Below are 20,230 nucleotides of genomic sequence, written 5' to 3'. Positions count from 1 at the left end.
GGTGAAAGAAGCGGATGCTCCAACCGGCGGTCTTGATGAGGATGTCTCCCTCAAAAAGGCCAAACCCCGCCTGCGGGTTTGAATGGCGCGCGTATACGGCAGGTTGAGTGGCAGCGCAAGGGTCTTTCGCCCTTATTTTTCGAGCCGCGCCAGGCTATGTGCGTGCCGAACCGCCTCCTCGCAATGTGCAGCCAAAGCCTTGCGGTTCTCAAAGTCGCTGACTTTTGCGGGGGCGTGATAGATCAACTCAACCGAGCCTTGCTTGTGTGCGCCGAGTGTCTTGAGAAGGTGCGGTCCGAAATCCATGTCGCCCCACCAGCCATAAAACCGCGCAGGCCGCCCATCCGGTGCATGGAAAACCACCGTGACCGGCTGGACATACATGAACTCTCGCAATTCTTTTGTAAAGAACGCCTCGAAAAGTGTTGTTTTAAATGGCAAAACACGCAAACCATCAGTCGAGGTGCCTTCGGGGAAAAACAACAGCTTGTGCCCGGCTTTCAGTCGGGTTTCGAACACCTTGGTCTGCTCGCGCGCTTTCTTTCGGTCACGTTCAATGAACACGGTGCCGGTTGCGCGGGCCAGCCACCCAATGCCGGGCCATTTGGCAACTTCGGCCTTGGAAACAAAGTAGACGCGCTTGCGCGCATTGAGTGCGAAAATGTCCAGCCAAGAGGTGTGATTTGCCACAACCGCGCCTTGTTCCCGCATCAATTCGCCTGAGGTTCTATACCCCATTCCGAGTATTCGAAATGCATTCCTGCAGACGAACTGTGTGATGAAAGGTGTAACCGGCCTTCGAACGTCGTAAAGTGGCCGTTCGATCAGGCGAAGGGCCAAAAGGATGATCAGACCACCAAACACCAAAACCGCCAAAGGCAGCCCGCGCAGGATCACCAGAAGCCAACCGCCCAGACCCAATCGGATGGGATCCGGCGCATTCTCGCTATTCCAAAGCGGGTCGTTCACAGGATTACGCCCCGCTGTAGATGCGCTTTTGACGCTGGTTCATGCGGGCTGTGTCCAGGATCAGGCAGACATCGGTGGTGTTGAAGGCATGATCAATAAAGGCCCCCTCGCCCACAAATCCGCCCAGCCTCAGGTACGCTTTGATGAGTGATGGCACCTGCACCATGGCAGCACGCCGATCCAGATCCTCGGGGGCGACAAGGTTCATGTCCTGAAAGACACCTGGCTGGGTACGTACCCGCAGATCAGGTGGTGCCAGATGGTTGTGATGCAGCATCGACAGGGGTTGAGCAAGCGCCTGAACATCCGTGCCGTGAAAACTGGCGACACCAAACAGAACTTCGATGTTGCGGTCTTCAACGTATTTCGCAAGTCCATTCCAGATGTAATACATCGCCGTGCCGCCCCGATAATCGGGGTGCAGGCACGATCGCCCAAGTTCCAGCAGCTTGCGCCCGCTTTCTTTCAGGACAGTCAGATCATATTCATCTTCCGAGTAGAACTGCCCCAGTTCAGCAGCCCGATCACCGGGCAACAACCGATAGACACCAATCACTTCGCCCGTCGTATCGTCATAAGCCAGCATGTGATCGAAATGCGGATCGAAGCTGTCCTGCTCCAAACCGGCATCATGGTCAACCATCCGCCCACCGCCGCCCAACTCGCGCACGAACACGTCATAGCGTAGCCGCTGCGCCGCCCGAAGCTCCGCCTCGTTTTCGGCAAGTTTGACTGTGAAAGATGGGCCTGCGTCGGGCATGTGCGATGTTTGATCCTTTTTGGTACTGGTCCGCCTGATACAGCAGTTTTTTGCGGCTTAGCAACATGCGCTGCTCTGGCAGGTTCCGTTAACTTTTCCTAAACCAGTTTCAGAGATCAAAGACCGGCACCAGGGCAATACGTGTCCCGTCAATCACCACTTTCCCCTGCTCGCGAAAGTTCACGGTGATCTTGCCTGCGATGTTGGACTGAACCTGTCCGACGCCCCAATCGGGGAAATCCGGGTGGCGGACATACATGCCCGGTGCAAGAATAGCATTGAGGTCTGTCATGCGGTGGCTCCGGTCCGGCGGCAGATACAGCAGGAGGTACGCATGGGCGGCACGGACGTCAACCTGGCCGAGTTGATCGGTTCCCGGATCTGTCACGATCTGATCAGCCCTATAGGTGCGATCACCAACGGGCTGGAACTGCTTGAGATGGTTGGCAGCGTGCAAGGTCCTGAGATGGAGTTGATTTCCGGCAGCGTCGGCAGCGCCGGTGCCAGAATTCGCTTTTTCCGCGTGGCGTTCGGCGCTGCGGGCGACCAGCCGCTTGGACGAACCGAAATTGCAGATCTGTTACGGGATATCGAACGCGCAGGCCGCGTTCGGATCAATTGGACCCTGGGCGAACCCGCACCCCGCAATCAGGTGAAACTCACCTTTCTGGCATTGATGTGCTGCGAAAGTGCAATGCATATGGGAGGCGAGGTCGAGATTTCCCTGCATGACGGGAAATGGACCGTGGCCGGGAACGCGGACAAACTGAATATCGATTGCGATCTGTGGAAGCACGTCGCGACCGGTCGGTTTCCCGGCAAGATAACACCAGCTCAGGTGCAGTTTGCCCTGCTGCATGAGACTTCGGCGGCCATGGGACGGCGGATTGCGGTTGAAACTTCCGCAACCCGGGTTGCTTTGCGCTTTTAGGTTCGGGTCGTCCCGTTCCCGCGAACAAGATACTTGAAGCTGGTCAATTGCGCTGCCCCCACCGGGCCGCGTGCATGCATCTTGCCGGTGGCAATCCCGATCTCAGCGCCCATTCCGAATTCCCCGCCGTCGGCAAACTGAGTTGAGGCATTGTGCATCAGAATAGCACTGTCCAACCGCTCGAAAAAACGCGCGGCTGCGTCGGCGTCCTCGGTCATGATGCAATCGGTATGGTTTGAGCCATTGGCCCGGATATGCGCGATGGCCGCGTCGATGTCGGCAACCGGTTTTGCCGCGATAATGCTGTCGAGGAACTCCTTGCCCCAATCCTCATCGGTCGCGGCGATTGTGCCTTCGATGGCCAGATCGCCCTCGGCATGGACTTCGACACCGGCCGCCATCAAGGCGGATACAACGTCGCGTCCCAGTGTCTTCGCAACGTCCTCGTGAACAAGAAGACATTCTGCAGCGCCACAAATGCCGGTGCGTCGCGTCTTGGCGTTCAGGACCACATCCAGCGTTTTTTGGGGATCGGCAGCCTTGTCCACGTAGATGTGAACGATGCCTTCGAGATGCGCAAAAACAGGCACACGTGCTTCGCGTTGCACCAGCCCTACAAGACCCTTGCCGCCGCGGGGGACGATGACATCCACGTAATCGGTCATGGTCAACAGTTCCTGAACCGCAGCCCGATCCCGGGTCGGGATCAACTGTATCGCGTCCTCGGGCAGGTTGGCGGCTTTAAGACCCTCAACAAGGCAGGCGTGGATCGCTGTCGACGAGTGAAAGCTCTCGGAACCGCCCCGAAGAATCACGGCATTGCCGGATTTCAGGCAAAGTGCACCGGCATCGGCGGTTACGTTTGGCCGGCTTTCATAGATCACACCGATCACGCCAAGCGGTGTGCGCACACGCTGAATATTCAGACCCGACGCCATATCCCATTCAGACAGAACTTCGCCCACGGGATCTGGCTGTTCAGCGACGGCGCGCAAACCGTCGACCATGCCGCGGACACGGTCCTCATCCAGCATAAGGCGGTCCATCATGGCGGCGCTCAGGCCCTTTTCGCGACCAAACTCCAGGTCTTTCCGGTTGGCCTCAATGATTTGCGCGCGGTTTTCCCAAACCGCATCGGCGGCTGCAATCAGCGCAGCGTGTTTACGTTCGGCGCTGGCAAACCCAAGCGCGTTCGACGCTTGCTTGGCGCGTTTTCCGAGATCGGCCATCAGGGCGGGAATGGTGTCGAAATCCTTCATGTCATGTGCCTTTCAGGTCCGAGTGTTCTGCGTTGCGGGGAACGTCACTATAGCGCCAGATCGTCGCGATGGATCAGGGCGGCCCTGCCCGGATAACCGAGCGTCGCCTCGATTTCCGAAGATTTGCGCCCCTTTATCGCATCGGCTTCCTGCGCAGTGTAACGGCTTAGGCCCTGCGCCAGACGCCGCGCCACGGGATCCAGAATCGCTACGGGATCGCCACGCCCGAAATCACCGGTCACTTCGATAACACCTGCTGGCAGCAGGCTTTTGCCGTTGGCCAGCGCACGCGCTGCCCCCTCGTCCACTTTGATTTCTCCGCGCGGCTTCATCGCCGAAATCCAGCGTTTGCGCGCGGCGTGCGGATCCAATGTCGCCGTGAACCATGTGCAATTTGCGCCGTTCTCGAGCGTTTTCAGCGGGTTCAGCGGGGAACCTTCGGTAATCGCCATATCGCAGCCGGCGGCGATTGCCATCTTGCCAGCCAAAAGTTTCGTCTTCATACCGCCCTTTGACAGCCCGGAACCCGCATCGCCTGCCATGGCCTCAATCTCGGGCGTGATCTGTTCGATCACGTCATAGCGGGTCGCCTTCGGGTCGTCGTTGGGATTTCCGGTGTAGAACCCGTCAACATCAGACAACAGGATCAGCTGGTCGGCCCCAACCGTCACAGCAATCTGCGCGGCCAGACGGTCATTGTCGCCATAGCGAATTTCATCCGTTGCAACGGTATCGTTTTCATTGACGATCGGGACCACGCCCAGGCTCAACAGCGTCTCAAGCGTCGCCCGCGAGTTCAGGTAACGGCGCCGGTTTGCGCTGTCTTCCAGCGTCACCAGAACCTGAGCGGTTTTGATGTCATGAGGCGCAAGTACTTCTTCATACGCACGGGCCAGCCGAATCTGACCGACAGCTGCAGCGGCCTGCGACTGCTCTAACGGCAGGTTGGCCATAGGCAGGCCCAACACGCCACGCCCCAGAGCGATTGAGCCCGAGGACACCAGAATGACATCCGTGCCCTGATTCTTGAGCCAGACCACATCCTCGGCCAGAGAGCGTAGCCACTCGGATCGAAGCAGGCCCGTCTCGCGGTCCACCAGCAACGCGGACCCGATTTTGACAACCAAACGTTTTGCAGTGGTCAGGGTTGCCAAGCTTGTGCCTCCTCGTTGGGCTTTTGGCGCAGGCGGTCTTCGTCGATCTGCGTTCTCAGGGCGCGGAGCACCTCGGTCACACCCAGATGCGCGACGCCCGACATGGTCATGACGGGGCCGCCAACCGCCTCTTCCAGTTCGGCCTTGACCATTTCCGTTTCATCGGCATCCAGCGCGTCGACCTTGTTCAGTACGGTGATGCGCGGCTTTTCCGCCAGTTCGCCACCATACGCCTCGAGTTCGTGAATGATGGTGCGATAATCCTCGGCCACAGTTTCCGAGGTTCCGTCAACCAGATGCAGCAGAACCGCGCACCGTTCGACATGGCCCAGAAAGCGGTCGCCAATCCCGCGCCCTTCATGGGCACCTTCGATCAGGCCAGGAATATCGGCCACGACGAATTCCACATTGTCGACGCCCACGACCCCCAGGTTCGGGTGCAGTGTCGTGAAGGGGTAGTCGGCGATCTTTGGGCGCGCGTTCGACGTTGCCGCCAGAAAGGTCGACTTGCCGGCGTTGGGCATCCCAAGCAGCCCCACATCGGCAATCAGTTTCAGCCGCAACCAGATCGTGCGGTCGATACCTGCCTGCCCCGGGTTCGCCCGTCGTGGCGCCTGGTTTGTCGCCGATTTGAAGTGCAGGTTGCCAAAGCCACCATTGCCGCCCTTGGCCAACAGTACGCGCTGGCCAACCTCGGTCAGGTCGCAGATGACCGTTTCTTCATCTTCGTCCAGAATCTCGGTACCGACGGGCACGCGCAAAACGATGTCGTCGCCATCTTTGCCGGTGCGCTGCTGCCCGCGTCCGGGCTGGCCGTTCTTGGCAAAGAAATGCTGCTGATAGCGAAAATCGATCAGGGTGTTGAGCCCGTCCACGACCTCGGCCCAGACAGACCCGCCTTTACCGCCGTCTCCGCCATCGGGACCGCCGTATTCAATGTACTTTTCGCGCCGAAAGCTGACGCACCCGCCACCGCCGGCCCCGGACCGGATGTAGACCTTTGCAAGATCGAGAAATTTCATGACTGTCCCCTACTGCAAAGGCCCCATCGGCCACAAGTCAGAGTTTTTTGCTGTATGTCCAGGTGGGCACATTCGCGTCGCGCGCCACCGAATAGCTTTCCGCATCACCCAGATACTGGAACCCGCAATGTGTCAGCACCCGGGCCGAAGCCGGATTGTCCTGAAACACGCTGGCGAACATGGTGGCGTTCTCGAGCGGGTTGGCATTGACCAGGGCCTCGACGGCCTGAGAGGCGATGCCAGTGTTCCAATACAGGGGCGCGACCCAGTATCCGACCTCGGACTGATTCCGATCCAGCCGCATCAGTGAGATCACACCGATCAGCTCAGGCCCGCCATCCTTGGTGGCGTCCATGGCCCAGACATCCTCGTCGCGGTCGTCAGCCATTGAGCGGGTCACAAATGCCTCGACCGAGCCGGGCGGCAACGGGTGCGGGATCGACGTCGTCATGCGCGCCACGCGTTTTTCGCCTGCATAATACTCGATGAGACCCATATCCGACCTGCGCAGCGGGCGCAGATCGAACCGCTCGGTTTCAATGACCGGCTGATTGATTATAGTCTCAAGCTTCATGAGTTCGTTCCTCCTCCGAACAACACAAAAAATACGGACGCAACTGTCAAACTCGCCAACGTCCACATCAGATATTTTTCCACCGGGCGACCTTCAACCGCATGGGCAATTCTATCTCCGGCAAATGTCCAAATCGGGTGCAAAATCACCTGGCAGGACAATAAGCAGAGAGCGATCGTGAACGTCGCGTCAAAACTCGACGTTCCGGCAGCAACAAAACCGGTAAACCCGGCGACGATCATCGCCCAGGCCTTGGGATTCAGCGGGTGAACAATCAGCCCCGCCCAGAACCCCGGAGCGGCTTCACGCGTAGAACCACGCGACAGACGCAAGTTCGCAATTTTCCACGCAAGCCAGCAAATATAGGCCGCTGAAGCGTATTTCAGGACAGAAAACACCAGGGGCGCCTGTTCAGCCAATTGCAGCAGCCCAAAACCCACGGGCCAAATGATCAGTTGTTTGCCCAATATGACGCCGGCCACAAACGGCAACGCCGCCCGAAAGCCATAACGCGCACCGGTTCCGAGCAGGACCATGTTGGCCGGTCCCGGCGTGCCGACCTGACTGGCGGCAAAGATAAGGAAACTGGTGGTGGCGACTGTCATCGGTTCTGGTGATCACGACTGCGTTAAAACGAAAAAGGGACCGGCATTTTCTGCCGGTCCCCCATGAATTTTTTATTAAACCTTCTGGGTTTCGGCTTACTCTGCGGCCTCCGCCACTGGCAGGACCGAAATAAAGGTGCGGTTTTTGAGGCCTTTGTGGAACTTCACGGCGCCATCGACAGTTGCAAAGATGGTGTGATCTTTGCCCATGCCTACGCCTTCGCCCGGCCAGAACTTGGTGCCGCGCTGACGCACGATGATGTTGCCTGCAATGGCGGCCTGACCACCATAGAGTTTCACGCCAAGGCGACGACCTGCTGAGTCGCGACCGTTACGGGAGGAACCGCCAGCTTTTTTATGTGCCATTCTCTCTCTCCTTAGCCTTTGGCCAGCTCTTTGGCCTGCTCAACCCATTCGGGTTTCACTTTGACCGTTTCGATAGCAGCAATCTGCTCGTCCGACAAGGCGGCCAGAGCGGCAAAGCTCTCGATACCGGCCTCGGCCAGCTTTTTGGCAGCGGCAGGACCAACACCGTTCAGCTGGGTCAGATCGTCAGCGGCGGCAGCGGGTGCCTCTGCTTTGGCTTCAGCTTTCTTGGCAGGCTTTTTTGCCGCCGGAGCAGCTTCACCAGCCGGAGCGGAACCGGTTGCAGCTTTGATGCCCGACTTGTCAGCACCCGACGCCAAGATGTCGGTGATTTTGACCAGAGTCAGTTTCTGACGGTGGCCGACAGTACGCTTCGAGCTGTGCTTACGACGGCGCTTGACGAACTTGATGACCTTGTCACCTTTGACCTGTTCGATCACTTCGGCCTGAACGCCTGCGCCTTCGATGAACGGTGCGCCGACAACCGGAGCGTCGCCGCCCAGCATCAGAACATCGTTGAATTGAACTTTTTCACCTGCGTCGGCAGCCAGTTTTTCAACGCGGAGCACGTCGCCCGCCTGAACTTTGTACTGCTTGCCGCCAGTCTTGAGGACCGCAAACATGCGTCTTTCCTTTTCCAAACCGCGTTCTGTGGTCCCCTTGTGGGCGTTTTGGCCGAAGCCACCTCGAACAGCGCGCCCTTTTCGGGCTGTGTGACGACCTAAGGGCAAAACCCTGAGGTCAAATAATAACGAGACCCGGCGCGGAGATTCCGGCCGGGATGCGCGCTTATCCATAGATTGCCCGAGAAAGTCAACACCAATGCGGTGCTAAAGATCGGATGCCCTCATCGAGTGCGCAACCGCCCTGCCCAGTTGATACGAAATCTCGTCAAACATCTGGTCAAACCCCGTAAACAGCGCCTTGTTCAGGGCTCGGCCTGTGTCTGTACGGGAAAAGGCGATGTTCTCTCGCATTTGCGCCTCGGTCAGGGGTTGATAGGCCAGAAGAAGGAAGGAATACAGCCAAACGGTAGCGTCCTCAGTCCTTTCCTTTGTCTGCGCCAATAGCTGGGCCCAGAGTTCGGCGTCATCCTGGCTTTCTTCCAGATCAAGGCCGCGAAAGAAAAAGAAATCAGCGCTGAGAGAGTTCTGAACGTTCTGATTGATCAGGTCATTGACCTGAATGTACTCATCCACCAGCTTGAAGAACTTGTCGTCGCGGGGCTCATTTTCATACGCGTGCCGGGCCATCTCCTCGATCGTTTCGTCCGAGATTGCATCCCGCGCCGAGTTTTCCAGTGACACCACAGTTTTGCCGACAGCGCTTTCGAAAAACAGAATAGCCTGATCCATCTGAACGCTGGTCAGATTCTCGGTCAGGGCCGAGGTTATCTGGGACTGCATCCAGACGGTGTCGTAAATATCCTCGACTTGCGCTTCCAGGAATGAGCCGCCCTTTTGGTCCAGATGGGTTTCATCCAGTTCCTGCCGGTGCGCCTGACCTTCCTTCCGAAGGATCTCCATGATTTGGCTCAGCTGCAATGCCTCGGCAAGTTGATCCACCTTTTCGGATGCAGCGACCGTTCCGCATGCAAACAGTCCAATAAGTAATCCTATAACAAGACGCATCAGATATCCTGAGCTGGATGCAATTCTGCCATCCGGGCCGCCAGAATTTCGAATTTCATGGCCATGATTTCGTATTGAATTGCATTCAGCAGCTCATAAACTTCCTGCATTTGCGGATGCTCAAGAGCTTTTGTGTAGGCTTCGACATCCTCGTCCGAGAAGTCCTGATAAGTATATGCGGCGCCTGCCAGAGCCGACAATTGCATCGCCTGACGCATCCCACTTTCGTTACGGCGCAGCATTTCCCGCAATTCATCGGCGCTGAACTGCAGGTCGATAACTCCAGACGCGCTGGCCGCCAAAAGAAAGCGCAGTTGCACTTCCTGCAGCGCACGAAGGGCGGTTCCACTTGAATCGACGGCACGATTCATGCGCTTCAGGGTTTCGACCCTGTGCGAGCCGTCTTTGACAAGCTCTGAAATGATCTCCTGCCCCTGTTTTTGTTTGTCGTCCTCGTCTTCGTACAGATGAGAGGCATTTTCAGCCTCGACAAGCCGTTGGCCGAGGTCCGACGCATAAAACTCTACGGCGTGGTTCAACGAGTCGTCGCTCAACGTCTGTTCAAGGATTGATACGGCGATTTCGTGCATATCCTTGAGGTCAAAAACTTCTTCCGCCAGGCGCGTCCAGTCCGATCCGAACCCCTCAGGATCGATACCAAGCATTTTGGGGGCTGACGCCGACGTCAGAGCTATACTTTCCAGCGCAACATCAAACCCGGTCGTTGTCAGGAAGGCCTCAATCCGGTCCCTGCTGGCAGCAGAAGGCGATTGCGCCATAGCTGCCACCGCAATCAACGGCATCAGCACGGACAGAAGGACGTTTCGAACAAGCTTCATCATGAGTAAGAGCCTAGGTGATTTAGAATGACAGGCAATGGAAAATCAGTCCAATTCGAAATTCGGGAATTTTCCGCTTGCACCCCTGCGCGTTCCTCACTAAATCCCCCCCCTCACAGACCCCCGCGGAGAGGTGCCGGAGTGGTCGAACGGGGCGGTCTCGAAAACCGCTTGGTTTGCAGTATGTTTACGCAAATTAGGACAACGTTTGTCAACGTTACAAAAAATGCGTTAACCAAACAATGCAGTTTTCAGTGTCTTTCAACAAAGTGCTGCACTTTTTGCTGCCAATTTAGCTGCCATTTGTACTCAGGTTCCCGATGCGTTCCATCACGGATGAAGCGACTTCTGTTGCCTCGTCATTCATCTCGTCAAGGACGTGCGAATAGATGTCGAGCGTCGTTCCCACGGTACTGTGACCGAGTCGTGTTTGCGCAATCTTGGCGTGAACTCCGGCCCGCAGAAGCTCTGTCGCGTGGAGGTGACGCAGCTTGTGAGGCGACAGCCTGACCCCTGCCCGTTCCGAAGTTTCGATCACCATTGTTGTGAAGGTGTTCGGATTCATCGGCTCTCCTTTGATAGAGGTCATGATCCAGTTATCCGGGTTCCTGTATCCGCGCCGGACAGCCTCGACCCTCTGGTCCTTCTGCCACGCGAGGAGTTCCCGTGTGACGCTCTCTGGAACCGTGACAACCCTGACAGACGACCGTGTCTTTGGCTCTTTGATCAGCGTCTCTCTATCGACCCTCACAAGCGCCCTCTGGATCGTGAGCTTGTTCCGTTCGACATCAAGATCGGACCAGCGCAAGGCAAGCGCCTCTCCGCGCCTGAGTCCTGTCGCGAACATGATCAGGATCGAAGGCCAGAGGCGGTTCTTCCTCAAGGCCTCCAGGGCAGCAGCCAGCGCATTGTCGCCGGGAAGCTCGAACTCTTTCTTCGTGACCTTGGGCGGGTCTGCCAAAGACGCAGGGTTAGATGCGATCAGCTTTCGCTTCTCCGCGTCTCTGAGCGCCTTGTGGAGCATCCGATGGATATGAAGGACCGTTCGGGCTGACAGCCCTCCCTGCCCATCCTGACGACCGCTCTCAAGCAGGTCGGCGTAAAATATATCGAAGTCGTCTGGTAGCAGGTCACGCAGTTTCATCTTTGCGATCCCGGCAGATTGCACTGTCTTGATCAGCTGGCCCTGTCGCTTCCATGTCGTAGCAGCGACACGCGGCTTCCGGCTCGCCTGCCAGCGATCAAGATACGCCGACAGTGTATCCCGGTCAGGACCGATACCGGCTTCGATTTGAGCTTCGAAGTTGCGCTCCATGCGCTTTGCATCCCGGTAGGTCTTTGTCGTACCAGAAAGGTATGGGCGTTTCGCCCCCCTCCTTGGGGGTTTCCCCCAGACCTGAACGCGGTAGCTGGCTCCGCGCTTTCCTTCCCTCTTTTCTATCATGACCGCTTCTCCCGCGATGCCTGCGTTCGGCACGATGCAGAGCAGAAGTTCTGTCTTGCGTCGGTCTGAATGAAGGCAGAGCTGCAATAGGCGCAGGTCGCGCACTGTCGGGGCTCCCCTGCTGCGTAATCGAGCAGCTTAGCCCACAGAACGGAACGGAGTGTTCCATCCGTGGTTGTCAGCCTCTGCACCCTCCCGGAAGGAGAAGGCACGAACCTAGACACGACCTTGTTCGGTTTCGCCATATCATCCAGCAACCGTGCCAGATCTAATTGCGGGGTGTTGATGATCTCGGGTGGATCGGGAAGATCGCTCAGGCCCGGGAAGTAGCCCATGGTCGCCATGAGGCCGACCGCTTGTCTGAATTCCTCGAGGTCTTCCGCGACCTCATGGTTGATTTGCTCCAATAAGGAATTGGGCAATCCAAACTTTGCGAAAAACTCCTTTGGACGCAGCCTCGCTGCATCGACAAATGCCAGTCGGTATCGGTCTTGCGATAAATCGACGGGCTTTCCTGTTCCTTCTACACGCCATTTTCCGTCTGTTTCAGAAACAGCGCTCTCTTTTCTTCTGGTTGACGTAATTTTATCCATGTTGCGCAACTTAGTTGATTTTCGATTAAAGTTCTAGTTCGCATTTATTAGTTGTGTTTACGCAAATACCCAATTTTACGCAAATACGGAGAGTGAAATGAATGACGAACCTATCACGTGGTTGACCGCTCAGGAGGTTGCCGAAGACCCTGACTTGCCGCTGTGGCCGTCCTCGGCCAGCGTTTACCTCGACGCAAGAAACAAGTGCATCCCACATTTCAGGCGCGGTCAGAGAACGGGCCAACGGGTTCGCTTTCCGAAGCAGGTGATCCAGCGGTGGCTGCAAGGTGAGCAGATAGCCGACCACTGGCTTGAGGGCGCACTCGCTCCGCCAATCCCATCAGGAACAGCGGCATGAGCACACGCCCCAAAGGAGAAGTTCAATGAAACACTTCGATCCACGGCGGCGACCTGAGGGCTGGCCGCAGGGCGTGCCTTTGCACCCAACGATTTCAGAGGTACAGCTGTACGAGCGGCATTTCGCTGACGTTCGCGAGAAGCTGGCAGCAGGTCAGGATCCTCGTATCGTGGAGTCCAGGGTCGTCTCGTTTCATGAAATTCTGCCTCCGAAGTGGAAACACGGGGACGAACGGCACCAGCACGAAACAACCGGCACTGCGGACAAGTTCACGGCAGAACCGTTCAGCCTTGATCCGCATCCTTATTTGGATTGGGGCTACTCCGTCATACAGCAAGTCGAAGTGAACGAAGCGCTGTCGGCCATCGATGAGACCATTGAGCCCGGCCTTGGCGATAAGTGCCTTGGGTGCCGCCGGGAATTTGGGGTCGCACACAAGTCCGGCCTGAACGAGTGGGATCGCAAGCCCCTGAAACCGCACATGGTCGCCGTTGCAACCTTCGGCTTTCCCCAAGTGCACGCCGGCTTCATGAAGCTGCGGCTGACTGATCCTTACGGGGCGCTGATCTGTTTTCGGTGCTCAAGCCGGTCCCAAAGGCAGATGCTTGCGAACCGTGCGCGCAGACGCGGTCCCTGCTTCCTGAGTTGGACCATGTTCCGAAGAAAGCAATTGGCGGACGACCAGATCGAGTGGCTTCGGCGCTTCCCGCCGTCCGAAACGGATCCGAACAAGCCTTTCGCAGGTTTGCGCGTGATCCGTGATATCGCCCCCCGACCACAAAGCCTGACAGACGGTGACCCAGCCACGCGTGAACGGGAGCGCGAAGAAGCGGAGGCGCGAACGCGCGAGATGTGGGCCGAAATCAATCGCCGTATTCTCGCTGCGAAAGGAAAGTCCTTATGAACGCGCCACGCATGGGCAAGAAAGATCAGACCTATGATGATCTGGGCGTCTTGCTAAACCGCTTTCCGGTTTTTCAGAAGCGCCTTCCTTTGAAGCGCGGCATCCACAAGGACCTCGATGGCATCCTGCCACCAGAGCGGCTGAGCGCGGCTCTGAGGCGGCATGTCAGGAGCGCCGGATACCTGAGGAAACTCGGCTTGGATGGAAGCATCAGACGTGACCTGAACGGTGTTCCCGTCGAGCCTGTGAGCGATATAGACCGCGAAGCCGCAAAGGCGCTCCTGAGGAGCCGGAGTGAGCGCAAGCAGAAGGTCACCGATGCCCCTGCGGGAGTTGAGCAATGACGGTTGCATTTCCTAAGCCAGCGCGAAGAAAGTCTGATGGGTAATAAAGGATCCCAGATCGGGGGTTCGGTGTCGCAAGGTGTCGGTCCAGCCGAGTTAGCGGCGGCACTCGAAGTAGTCGATCGCTTAAGCATCGAAGCCGGGTGGGTTCCGAAGTCCAAAGTCGTTGCCGCATTGAACCTGCATCCGGGAACGAAGGATGCCGGTGGCGTGATCGAAGGCCTCATCTTCTTAGGAGATGTGCATTCCACGATCGACAACAGCGGTGACATCATGCTGCAGCCCGCTGTACGCGCCGCTGAGGAGCGCGACCGCATAGAACGACAGATCGTGTTGCAGGCGATCTGGAGGGTCGGCAGTGGCGGCCCTGCGCGCCGCAGCAGGGTCAAGGCGGTGCTTCGCCACGACAGGCGACTGAGCGATGCCAGCAAGGACGCCTTAGGTGCGCTGATCATCGACGGCACGGTCCGCACGGAAAGGGAAAAGCCCAACGGAAAAAGCGGAAAGCGCGCGTGGATTCTGATCCCCCCACCAGCAAGACCGGACGCCGTCGCATGGGAGCCCGCTGCGCGGACCGTGGTCATTAAACTCGACAGGCTGATCCGGCAGATCGAAGGAACGAAGGAGCAGGATTTCGAGCGAAAACTTCGCGGTTTTCGAGCTTCGGTTCTCGAACAAATCGGCATGACGCAGCAAGACCGAATTGGAGATCGTCGCGAAAGGGTTCCTAAGACCAAACCCGGCGCACCTCAAAGCACGGTCGTGCAATTTGGTTCGAGTGCATTCCGCAAATGAGACGACGCACTCAGCGCGTTCAACGGTGCCAGACTGGCCCACTTATCTCTGGTTCGGTCGGCAAGTCCTCAGGTGCTTCAACCCCATGCTTCTCAAGCCATTCCCGGATCTCTGTCCATTGGCTTTGCAACGAGGGCAGCGACAGGTACTGCTGCTGCGTTTCCAATCGTTTCTTGGGGTCAAATGGGATGGTGCGGGGCCACGTGGTCATCGGGTTTCCTTTGTCACTGCGTGAAAGAACTGTCGTCCAGGAATGTCAGATAGGCCAGCGAATAAACCTCGACAGAAGCCCAGTGTCGGTTCAGACTTTGAAAGCGACATCCGCGCCTGCTTAGGCGCGTGTGAACAGACGTGGTACGAGCATTAAGGCACTCACGGACGCAATCCGCCGGCCCGCAGGGGTCGTGTACCGTTACAACAAAGAAGCCGCTCACGCTCGAAACGTGAAACGGCTCCTTCTCACAAAAGAAAATAACTGCTGCCGAGCAAGTTTTCTCGACGAGAAGGTAGCCTTTTTCACCCCACCGGACAAGCGTTTGCGTGCTTCGATTAAGGAAGTGCCATGACCGTTAAATTCAGACGCTCAGGAATGTACGCAGCAAACGGAGATTTCGGTAAGTCGTATGCGCTGGAAGGCGAAGAAATCCTCAAATCCGACCTGAACTACTACGTTCACGGCCAAATCGCACAGGATTGGGAGTTCAGGGATTTCGAAGATTATTGCATTCAGCGGGAGACCTTTGAACCTGGCGAAACCGTCTTTGTCGCAGGGTTGTGGGAGCGGTCGCAGGTCGGTCGAAAGATATGGACCAAAAAATGGGACAAAGAGCTACACCGCTCTCGAAACTTCCTTGACTTCCGTTCCGGTGAAGCCAGCACCGGCTCCATAGATGCCGACTTCAAATCCGAGGAGGAAACGAACGGGCTATGGCGGACAAGCACCCCAAAAATAGAAACCCCTGACGACCTCCACGCGGCCATTCTCAGCGTCGTTCCAGAACTGAAAGGGGCCTTGATGCTGATCTACATGTCCAGTTCAGGCGGGGTGCTCAAGCCAGACGGGACACCGCTCAAGACGCAACCCAATTTCAGAGCAGACATTCTGCTGGCAGACCACGCACTGGTACCTAGAATGCTCGACCTGATCCACACCCGCTGCTGGGCGGACGACCGTTTTTCGTATGCATTCGTCAGCAACGCTGAGGACGGTCCAGCGTCTATTCTGTTTCGCAGCCTAGCGGACCAGATGCTCAAAGTCCCAACACAGCCAGACTTCACCGGCCCAATGTTGTTTGGCGGGTTGGTTCAGCCAGACCGCGCGTTTACCTCTTACGGCTCGCGACCCGCTACCGAAGACATGATCCCTGTACCCACGAGAGCGGAGCGAAACCGTGCAGAGTGGCGTGAGCGCGTCGCGCGTCGGGACCTGGATCCAATCGCTAAACGGGTTACTGAAAGTAACTTTCAGGATGCTGTCGGAGGGCTGATCGCCCAGGGCGTCAGCGAAGCGAAAGCCGTCAGCGCCATTCAACGTAAGTTCGACAAGAGTGGAGCGGTGCTCGAAGATTATGCTGACATCGTTTCACCTGAACGCGAACGCATGTCCGTGCTCGATTTCCGGCGCCGTTACGTCTATCGGGGAATGCCTCCCCTTGGCATACCATGCCCCGTAAGAGGCGTCAGCGGTGGTATGACCCGCGCTACCGTCCTTTGGGGAAAAGAGTTCCCTGCACCAATCATCTTGTCTCACTCAGGTGGAACAAGGACAAAGATTGAATTTGCCGCATTCGACGCACCAGACGACCTCGAACCATTCTATCCGGCACCGCAAGTCGACAGGGCGGAAGCGATCGCCGGCCATGCTGATGTTGTCGAAGAATGGGCAGACGCAGCGCTGAACGCAGCGCGAGGATCCGTGGTTGTAAGAGGTGTCTACGAAGACTTCGGTGAACCCGTCCCGGAAGCGCGTGGATGGACGCAGGAGGCTTTTAACCTTCCCTACCCGCCTGCAAGCCGCATCACCGCCGTCGCAGGACGATACGAGGAGGCAAGAGTCTTGCTGTCAGGTGCCCAGGGGGTAGGAAAAACCGCGGCCGTGGCAGGACGTGAAGGCGTTCCCGGCTTCCTGCACCGAACACGGGGTCTCGTCTCTTTGCTCCTCGCCCCAACCCACGAAAAAGCCGCCGAGGTCGCTGAGGACTACAACGCATCCAGAGCAACGCACCGGCAAGGCCCACCAGGATTCGCAATCCGTGGGCGGGCAGCACCGAACCCTAGTGTTCAAGAAGAGCAGATGTGCGTTTTCGCGGAGCTCGCGCAACTCGCCGGTGAGGCGGGTCTCCATGTGCGGGACGTGATGTGCAAAAGCTGCCCACTCAGACATAGCTGCGGATACCTCCAGCAGGAAGAGCGCCTGCGCGCCCTGGCGCGCAGTGACGAAGGCGTCGTCATCTTTGGACCGCACGATTACGGCTGGTTCGGCCTGCCAGGAAAAGTTCTCCCGAACATTGTCATATGGGACGAGCGACCCCGCGACCATGGTCACGAAGCCATAGAAATCAGCGCAGAGGCGGTCAACAGCGCCAATCACCACCATCCCCGCGAAGGCATCTACTCACCAATGCGCGACATCTATCCGGCGATGCGACTGGGGACTGTACCTGACGAGGCCGTTTTGAATGCGGAGCGGGGATACGCCAAGCGACTCATCAAGGAACGCGCGCGGGATGCCGTCAGTCGCGGCAACGCAGACATGTTTGTCACGGACGGCATCACGGACCTCGTTAAAGCCGTTAAGGTATGCGAAACGCTGCTGCTGGAACGCGACCCTAACAACCCCGTCAGCTACCGGGAAAAAGACGGCGGGTTCGTCGTTAACAGGCTCAAGGACTTCGCCTTCAGAAACAGACCCTTGCTGCTCCTGGACGGAACGGCAGACCCACGGCTCGCACAAACGCTGTTTGGACCACTGAGGGTCAGGGAACGCCGCGTGGAACGAAACGCCGTCGTGCGGCAGGTCATCGACAAGTCCTTTTCGAAATTCGGGTTCGAACACGAAAAACGATTGGTCAACGATGTCGTACAGTTCGTCGAAGGTCTCGGAGAAAACGTCGCAGTGTTTTCTTCAAAGTCAATCGAAGATCAAATCATAGAACACAGACAAGGAGAATTCTCGACCGGCCACTTCGGGGCGCTGCGCGGGATGAATAGCTGGGAAGACGCCAAAACAGCCGTGGTCGTCGGTCGGGAGGAACCACCCGTAGAAGCCGTCAACGACATCGCCAGAGCGTATAGCCTTCGAAGCGGGCACCCCTTCACCCCGGCGACACGGCTCGACGATACATGGCGGGGTATCCGGATGACGGACGAAGGCGTGATGCCCGTCCAGGTACGAACACACCCAGACGAATACGGCGACCTGATCCTGCGACAGATCAGGGAACGCGAAGTCGAACAGGCGGTCGACAGGGTGCGGCTCATTCATAACAGGGAACCGAAGGAGGTATGGATCATGTCTAAACTGGCACTGGATATCACCGTGGATGAGGTGGTGCCCTGGAAGCGATTAAGAGCGGAAAAGGTGGAGGCGTTCCTCGGAAAATACGGGTTCGTGCCCATCAGCGGACACGCGGCGTTCAGACTTGATCCGGGGTTCTGGAAATCGGAGCGAACAGCTCAGCATCATTTGCGAGGCGCGCGCCCCGAACGGGAAGTTTACGTTGGGGAAGGCCAGTACATGGACGTCCTCTGGGACGATGGAAAACGGCTCGATATCCTAGGTGAAAAAGCCGCCCTCGTACCGACTTGGGAGGAGCTTGAAAAACGAAAAATCCACTTCCCGCGAAAATTACGCGAATGCAACGACCCCGCAGTCAGAATGTGCCTTTCGGAGTATGGGTTCGTCCCAGTGGTTCGCACTTACAGCGTTGATTTTCCACTGGAATACTGTGCCCGGAAGGAGGAGACGATTGCCTTTCTTCATAAAGTTCCAGAAAGTAGGGGTCTCGCGCAAAAACCTGTTAAGTATACTTTACAGGGTTTTGCGCCAAACACCCCCGGCGTGGAACTTTATGAAACTGACCTCTATTTCCTCCGAAAACGGAGTACGCTCCACCATGTTTTAGACGAGGCCGGTATACCACATAAACCCCTCCCGCCGACGACCCCGGCAGAGTTCGTCGCCGACGCATTGCGCGTTGGCAATAGATGCGCTTCCCTAACTCCGAAAGGATTGGTGCAGTCGGGCCTCTTTTCGTCCGTTCAATCTGCTCATAGGTGGCTGTTGTCCTTGGGACCAATCTACCCGCCTTCCCTGCTCTCGACAGAAATGCACGATGGCATCCCAGAGGAGCATCAGACCGTTTCGTTTGGCCTGCAAAAGAATGCCAAGGGACGGCCGACGCTGATGGTTGTGACGGACAAGCGAAAAGTCCCCGCGGACTTCTACCCCGTATTTGGGAAACCTTCTCCCGCACCCGGAGACCCGTGGTTCACGTACAATGGGGTCAAAGTCACATCCCTTGATCGCGGCGATCACGTCAGAAGTCTTACGATCACACCAGACGAATGTGGTCGCGTGATCGTCGGTTTCGATCCCGCAGCCGAACATGGCGTTTTCTACCGCGCTTCGAAACTTAAGGCGGCGTCGTGATTATTGAAAATCACCACACTGGACTTGGGTCCTCGCCACCCTTAACCTTTTGACAGATATGTATATACGAACGCTAGACAGAAAGGTGGTTCGTGATGGGCAGGAAATGCACAATCTGTACTCATTTCCTCCGCGACGAAATCGAAACCGAATTGATCGAACGCACGGCTAGCTTTCGGAATATAGCGGAACGTCATAATGTTTCTACGACTTCGCTGTACCGGCATTGGTCAGAATGTATGCCGACTGCCGTTGTCGAACACGCTGGGAACCACGCAAACGTCCTGAGTGCTCAGCGTTCGATTGAACGCATGAACCAGTACGATCAGTGGCTATCTGAAGCTGTCGAGATGTCGCGCGATGCGAATGACCGAAAAACGCTCGTCTCCGCAGCAGCAACCGGGAACAGCATCGAAAAGACGCGTGCTGTTCTGGATGGGCGCTGGACGGAACGGCAGCAAGTTGATGTGAACATCAGCATCGACATTCTGGGCACCTTCGCAACTGATCTTGCTGCCGTCCTGGCCGGCCACCCAGCAGCCTTGGAAGCCGTCCGACCGTTGTTGTCTGACCTGGACACGAAATTAGCGCCTCAGATGCGTGATGTGACCCCTTCTGAGCAAGTCGCAGCAGAGTAGCTCCTCCAGATTTCTGGCCTCTTCAGACCCTCACTTACCCAGCGAAATCCCATCGCTGCAGCACGTCTCTCGCCCGAGCCATTTTCTGGGCGTTGACCACGACCTCTTCCGCTCCATCGCGCGCTTCGGCGTCAGGCAGAAATGTTTCCTTGAACCCACACGCAATGCAGACAGCTTTCTCACTCGTGATCACCGTATCGGGAGATCCGCATTCTGGGCATCGTGCCTGGACGTCATCGTTGAACATATAGCGAGCCCTCCTTTGTTTACCGATTGCCGGAACCGGGTCCGCCCGCAAGCATCGCTGATTGGCGCATCCGATTGAACTCGTCTGGTGTGACGGTTCCGCTGCTGACATCGATACCTTTTGGGATGCGCGCTCTCTTGTGCCCG

The 20,230-nt window shown here is 57.2% G+C and carries 22 protein-coding genes; 7 read left to right on the top strand and 15 right to left on the bottom strand.

The genetic code is table 11. The features are described from left to right. Positions 1-132: 132 nt before the first annotated feature. The 3 genes from olsA to ACR3EQ_RS04880 form a co-directional block, all read right to left on the bottom strand. Positions 133-969: a lyso-ornithine lipid O-acyltransferase gene (gene olsA, locus ACR3EQ_RS04890; protein ID WP_170615040.1), complete on the bottom strand. Its 837-nt coding sequence runs from the start codon at positions 967-969 to the stop codon at positions 133-135. A 4-nt stretch (positions 970-973) separates the two neighbouring features. Next, on the bottom strand, positions 974-1,729 hold the full coding sequence (gene olsB, locus ACR3EQ_RS04885; protein WP_170615041.1) for an L-ornithine N(alpha)-acyltransferase: 756 nt from the start codon (positions 1,727-1,729) through the stop codon (positions 974-976). Between the two features lie 109 nt (positions 1,730-1,838). Next, positions 1,839-2,021, bottom strand: a complete 183-nt coding sequence (locus tag ACR3EQ_RS04880) for a DUF3553 domain-containing protein (protein WP_170615042.1) — start codon at positions 2,019-2,021, stop codon at positions 1,839-1,841. Between the two features lie 42 nt (positions 2,022-2,063). Here ACR3EQ_RS04880 and ACR3EQ_RS04875 point away from each other — a divergent pair, with 42 nt between their 5' ends. Further along, positions 2,064-2,660 (top strand): histidine phosphotransferase family protein, encoded by a 597-nt coding sequence (locus ACR3EQ_RS04875; protein WP_170618987.1) that lies wholly within the window; start codon positions 2,064-2,066, stop codon positions 2,658-2,660. On the opposite strand, the gene ACR3EQ_RS04870 is transcribed toward ACR3EQ_RS04875, so the two are convergent. From ACR3EQ_RS04870 to ACR3EQ_RS04820, 11 genes are all read right to left on the bottom strand, one after another. Further along, positions 2,657-3,919 (bottom strand): glutamate-5-semialdehyde dehydrogenase, encoded by a 1,263-nt coding sequence (locus tag ACR3EQ_RS04870; RefSeq protein WP_480489962.1) that lies wholly within the window; start codon positions 3,917-3,919, stop codon positions 2,657-2,659. The genes ACR3EQ_RS04875 and ACR3EQ_RS04870 overlap by 4 nt on opposite strands. Positions 3,920-3,966: 47 nt before the next feature. Continuing rightward, on the bottom strand, positions 3,967-5,073 hold the full coding sequence (gene proB, locus ACR3EQ_RS04865) for a glutamate 5-kinase (RefSeq protein ID WP_170615045.1): 1,107 nt from the start codon (positions 5,071-5,073) through the stop codon (positions 3,967-3,969). Further along, positions 5,061-6,095 carry a GTPase ObgE gene (gene obgE / locus ACR3EQ_RS04860; protein WP_170806342.1) on the bottom strand — a complete coding sequence of 345 codons (1,035 nt, stop codon included), beginning with the start codon at positions 6,093-6,095 and terminating at the stop codon, positions 5,061-5,063. Before obgE ends, proB begins: the two co-directional genes overlap by 13 nt. Positions 6,096-6,132: 37 nt before the next feature. Beyond that, complete coding sequence (locus ACR3EQ_RS04855; protein ID WP_170615047.1) at positions 6,133-6,669, bottom strand: GNAT family N-acetyltransferase; 537 nt, start codon at positions 6,667-6,669, stop codon at positions 6,133-6,135. Continuing rightward, positions 6,666-7,274 carry a LysE family translocator gene (locus ACR3EQ_RS04850; protein WP_480489960.1) on the bottom strand — a complete coding sequence of 203 codons (609 nt, stop codon included), beginning with the start codon at positions 7,272-7,274 and terminating at the stop codon, positions 6,666-6,668. The genes ACR3EQ_RS04855 and ACR3EQ_RS04850 overlap by 4 nt, the downstream gene beginning before the upstream one ends. 96 nt (positions 7,275-7,370) lie before the next feature. Continuing rightward, positions 7,371-7,640 carry a 50S ribosomal protein L27 gene (gene rpmA, locus ACR3EQ_RS04845; RefSeq protein WP_010440093.1) on the bottom strand — a complete coding sequence of 90 codons (270 nt, stop codon included), beginning with the start codon at positions 7,638-7,640 and terminating at the stop codon, positions 7,371-7,373. An 11-nt stretch (positions 7,641-7,651) separates the two neighbouring features. Beyond that, the gene (locus ACR3EQ_RS04840; protein WP_480489958.1) at positions 7,652-8,263 is read right to left on the bottom strand and encodes a 50S ribosomal protein L21; all 612 of its coding nucleotides are present in this window, start codon (positions 8,261-8,263) and stop codon (positions 7,652-7,654) included. A gap of 207 nt (positions 8,264-8,470) precedes the next feature. Beyond that, the gene (locus tag ACR3EQ_RS04835; RefSeq protein ID WP_170615050.1) at positions 8,471-9,271 is read right to left on the bottom strand and encodes a DUF2059 domain-containing protein; all 801 of its coding nucleotides are present in this window, start codon (positions 9,269-9,271) and stop codon (positions 8,471-8,473) included. After that, positions 9,271-10,113, bottom strand: coding sequence for a DUF2059 domain-containing protein (locus tag ACR3EQ_RS04830; RefSeq protein ID WP_170615051.1), 843 nt, complete (start codon positions 10,111-10,113; stop codon positions 9,271-9,273). The genes ACR3EQ_RS04835 and ACR3EQ_RS04830 overlap by 1 nt, the downstream gene beginning before the upstream one ends. A 289-nt stretch (positions 10,114-10,402) precedes the next feature. After that, entirely contained in the window at positions 10,403-11,554 is a 1,152-nt protein-coding gene (locus ACR3EQ_RS04825) for a tyrosine-type recombinase/integrase (protein WP_480489956.1), read from the bottom strand. After that, positions 11,551-12,147: a hypothetical protein gene (locus ACR3EQ_RS04820; RefSeq protein WP_480489954.1), complete on the bottom strand. Its 597-nt coding sequence runs from the start codon at positions 12,145-12,147 to the stop codon at positions 11,551-11,553. The genes ACR3EQ_RS04825 and ACR3EQ_RS04820 overlap by 4 nt, the downstream gene beginning before the upstream one ends. A gap of 97 nt (positions 12,148-12,244) precedes the next feature. On the opposite strand from ACR3EQ_RS04820, the gene ACR3EQ_RS04815 reads away from it, so the two are divergent. The 4 genes from ACR3EQ_RS04815 to ACR3EQ_RS04800 are packed head-to-tail and all read left to right on the top strand — an operon-like array spanning position 12,245 to position 14,548. Beyond that, the gene (locus ACR3EQ_RS04815) at positions 12,245-12,505 is read left to right on the top strand and encodes a hypothetical protein (RefSeq protein WP_480489952.1); all 261 of its coding nucleotides are present in this window, start codon (positions 12,245-12,247) and stop codon (positions 12,503-12,505) included. 25 nt (positions 12,506-12,530) lie between these two features. Further along, positions 12,531-13,409, top strand: a complete 879-nt coding sequence (locus ACR3EQ_RS04810; RefSeq protein WP_480489950.1) for a hypothetical protein — start codon at positions 12,531-12,533, stop codon at positions 13,407-13,409. Beyond that, entirely contained in the window at positions 13,406-13,753 is a 348-nt protein-coding gene (locus tag ACR3EQ_RS04805) for a ProQ/FINO family protein (protein WP_480489949.1), read from the top strand. The genes ACR3EQ_RS04810 and ACR3EQ_RS04805 overlap by 4 nt, the downstream gene beginning before the upstream one ends. A gap of 36 nt (positions 13,754-13,789) precedes the next feature. Continuing rightward, positions 13,790-14,548 (top strand): hypothetical protein, encoded by a 759-nt coding sequence (locus ACR3EQ_RS04800; protein WP_480489947.1) that lies wholly within the window; start codon positions 13,790-13,792, stop codon positions 14,546-14,548. Between the two features lie 19 nt (positions 14,549-14,567). On the opposite strand, the gene ACR3EQ_RS04795 is transcribed toward ACR3EQ_RS04800, so the two are convergent. Then, positions 14,568-14,759 carry a hypothetical protein gene (locus ACR3EQ_RS04795; protein WP_480489945.1) on the bottom strand — a complete coding sequence of 64 codons (192 nt, stop codon included), beginning with the start codon at positions 14,757-14,759 and terminating at the stop codon, positions 14,568-14,570. Between the two features lie 351 nt (positions 14,760-15,110). Here ACR3EQ_RS04795 and ACR3EQ_RS04790 point away from each other — a divergent pair, with 351 nt between their 5' ends. Both ACR3EQ_RS04790 and ACR3EQ_RS04785 read left to right on the top strand, forming a co-directional pair. Further along, positions 15,111-19,199: a hypothetical protein gene (locus ACR3EQ_RS04790; RefSeq protein WP_480489943.1), complete on the top strand. Its 4,089-nt coding sequence runs from the start codon at positions 15,111-15,113 to the stop codon at positions 19,197-19,199. Positions 19,200-19,510: 311 nt separating this feature from the next. Further along, complete coding sequence (locus ACR3EQ_RS04785; RefSeq protein ID WP_480489941.1) at positions 19,511-19,837, top strand: hypothetical protein; 327 nt, start codon at positions 19,511-19,513, stop codon at positions 19,835-19,837. Positions 19,838-20,230: the final 393 nt, after the last annotated feature.

The organism is Ruegeria sp. AN11 (assembly GCF_056536005.1).
Note: the sequence above shows the minus strand (reverse complement) of the source record. Positions and strands in the feature narration are given on the sequence as shown.

Excerpts from the sequence above, each read along its gene's own strand:
- olsB (WP_170615041.1), bottom strand. The coding sequence starts at position 1,729 with ATGCCCGACGCAGGCCCATCTTTCACAGTCAAACTTGCCGAAAACGAG.
- ACR3EQ_RS04850 (WP_480489960.1), bottom strand. The coding sequence starts at position 7,274 with ATGACAGTCGCCACCACCAGTTTCCTTATCTTTGCCGCCAGTCAGGTC.
- ACR3EQ_RS04855 (WP_170615047.1), bottom strand. The coding sequence starts at position 6,669 with ATGAAGCTTGAGACTATAATCAATCAGCCGGTCATTGAAACCGAGCGG.
- ACR3EQ_RS04870 (WP_480489962.1), bottom strand. The coding sequence starts at position 3,919 with ATGAAGGATTTCGACACCATTCCCGCCCTGATGGCCGATCTCGGAAAA.
- ACR3EQ_RS04810 (WP_480489950.1), top strand. The coding sequence starts at position 12,531 with ATGAAACACTTCGATCCACGGCGGCGACCTGAGGGCTGGCCGCAGGGC.
- ACR3EQ_RS04825 (WP_480489956.1), bottom strand. The coding sequence starts at position 11,554 with ATGATAGAAAAGAGGGAAGGAAAGCGCGGAGCCAGCTACCGCGTTCAG.
- ACR3EQ_RS04800 (WP_480489947.1), top strand. The coding sequence starts at position 13,790 with ATGGGTAATAAAGGATCCCAGATCGGGGGTTCGGTGTCGCAAGGTGTC.
- obgE (WP_170806342.1), bottom strand. The coding sequence starts at position 6,095 with ATGAAATTTCTCGATCTTGCAAAGGTCTACATCCGGTCCGGGGCCGGC.
- ACR3EQ_RS04835 (WP_170615050.1), bottom strand. The coding sequence starts at position 9,271 with ATGCGTCTTGTTATAGGATTACTTATTGGACTGTTTGCATGCGGAACG.
- rpmA (WP_010440093.1), bottom strand. The coding sequence starts at position 7,640 with ATGGCACATAAAAAAGCTGGCGGTTCCTCCCGTAACGGTCGCGACTCA.
- ACR3EQ_RS04840 (WP_480489958.1), bottom strand. The coding sequence starts at position 8,263 with ATGTTTGCGGTCCTCAAGACTGGCGGCAAGCAGTACAAAGTTCAGGCG.
- ACR3EQ_RS04795 (WP_480489945.1), bottom strand. The coding sequence starts at position 14,759 with ATGACCACGTGGCCCCGCACCATCCCATTTGACCCCAAGAAACGATTG.
- ACR3EQ_RS04785 (WP_480489941.1), top strand. The coding sequence starts at position 19,511 with ATGAACCAGTACGATCAGTGGCTATCTGAAGCTGTCGAGATGTCGCGC.
- ACR3EQ_RS04880 (WP_170615042.1), bottom strand. The coding sequence starts at position 2,021 with ATGACAGACCTCAATGCTATTCTTGCACCGGGCATGTATGTCCGCCAC.
- ACR3EQ_RS04820 (WP_480489954.1), bottom strand. The coding sequence starts at position 12,147 with ATGGATAAAATTACGTCAACCAGAAGAAAAGAGAGCGCTGTTTCTGAA.
- ACR3EQ_RS04830 (WP_170615051.1), bottom strand. The coding sequence starts at position 10,113 with ATGATGAAGCTTGTTCGAAACGTCCTTCTGTCCGTGCTGATGCCGTTG.
- ACR3EQ_RS04875 (WP_170618987.1), top strand. The coding sequence starts at position 2,064 with ATGGGCGGCACGGACGTCAACCTGGCCGAGTTGATCGGTTCCCGGATC.
- ACR3EQ_RS04790 (WP_480489943.1), top strand. The coding sequence starts at position 15,111 with ATGACCGTTAAATTCAGACGCTCAGGAATGTACGCAGCAAACGGAGAT.
- ACR3EQ_RS04815 (WP_480489952.1), top strand. The coding sequence starts at position 12,245 with ATGAATGACGAACCTATCACGTGGTTGACCGCTCAGGAGGTTGCCGAA.
- ACR3EQ_RS04805 (WP_480489949.1), top strand. The coding sequence starts at position 13,406 with ATGAACGCGCCACGCATGGGCAAGAAAGATCAGACCTATGATGATCTG.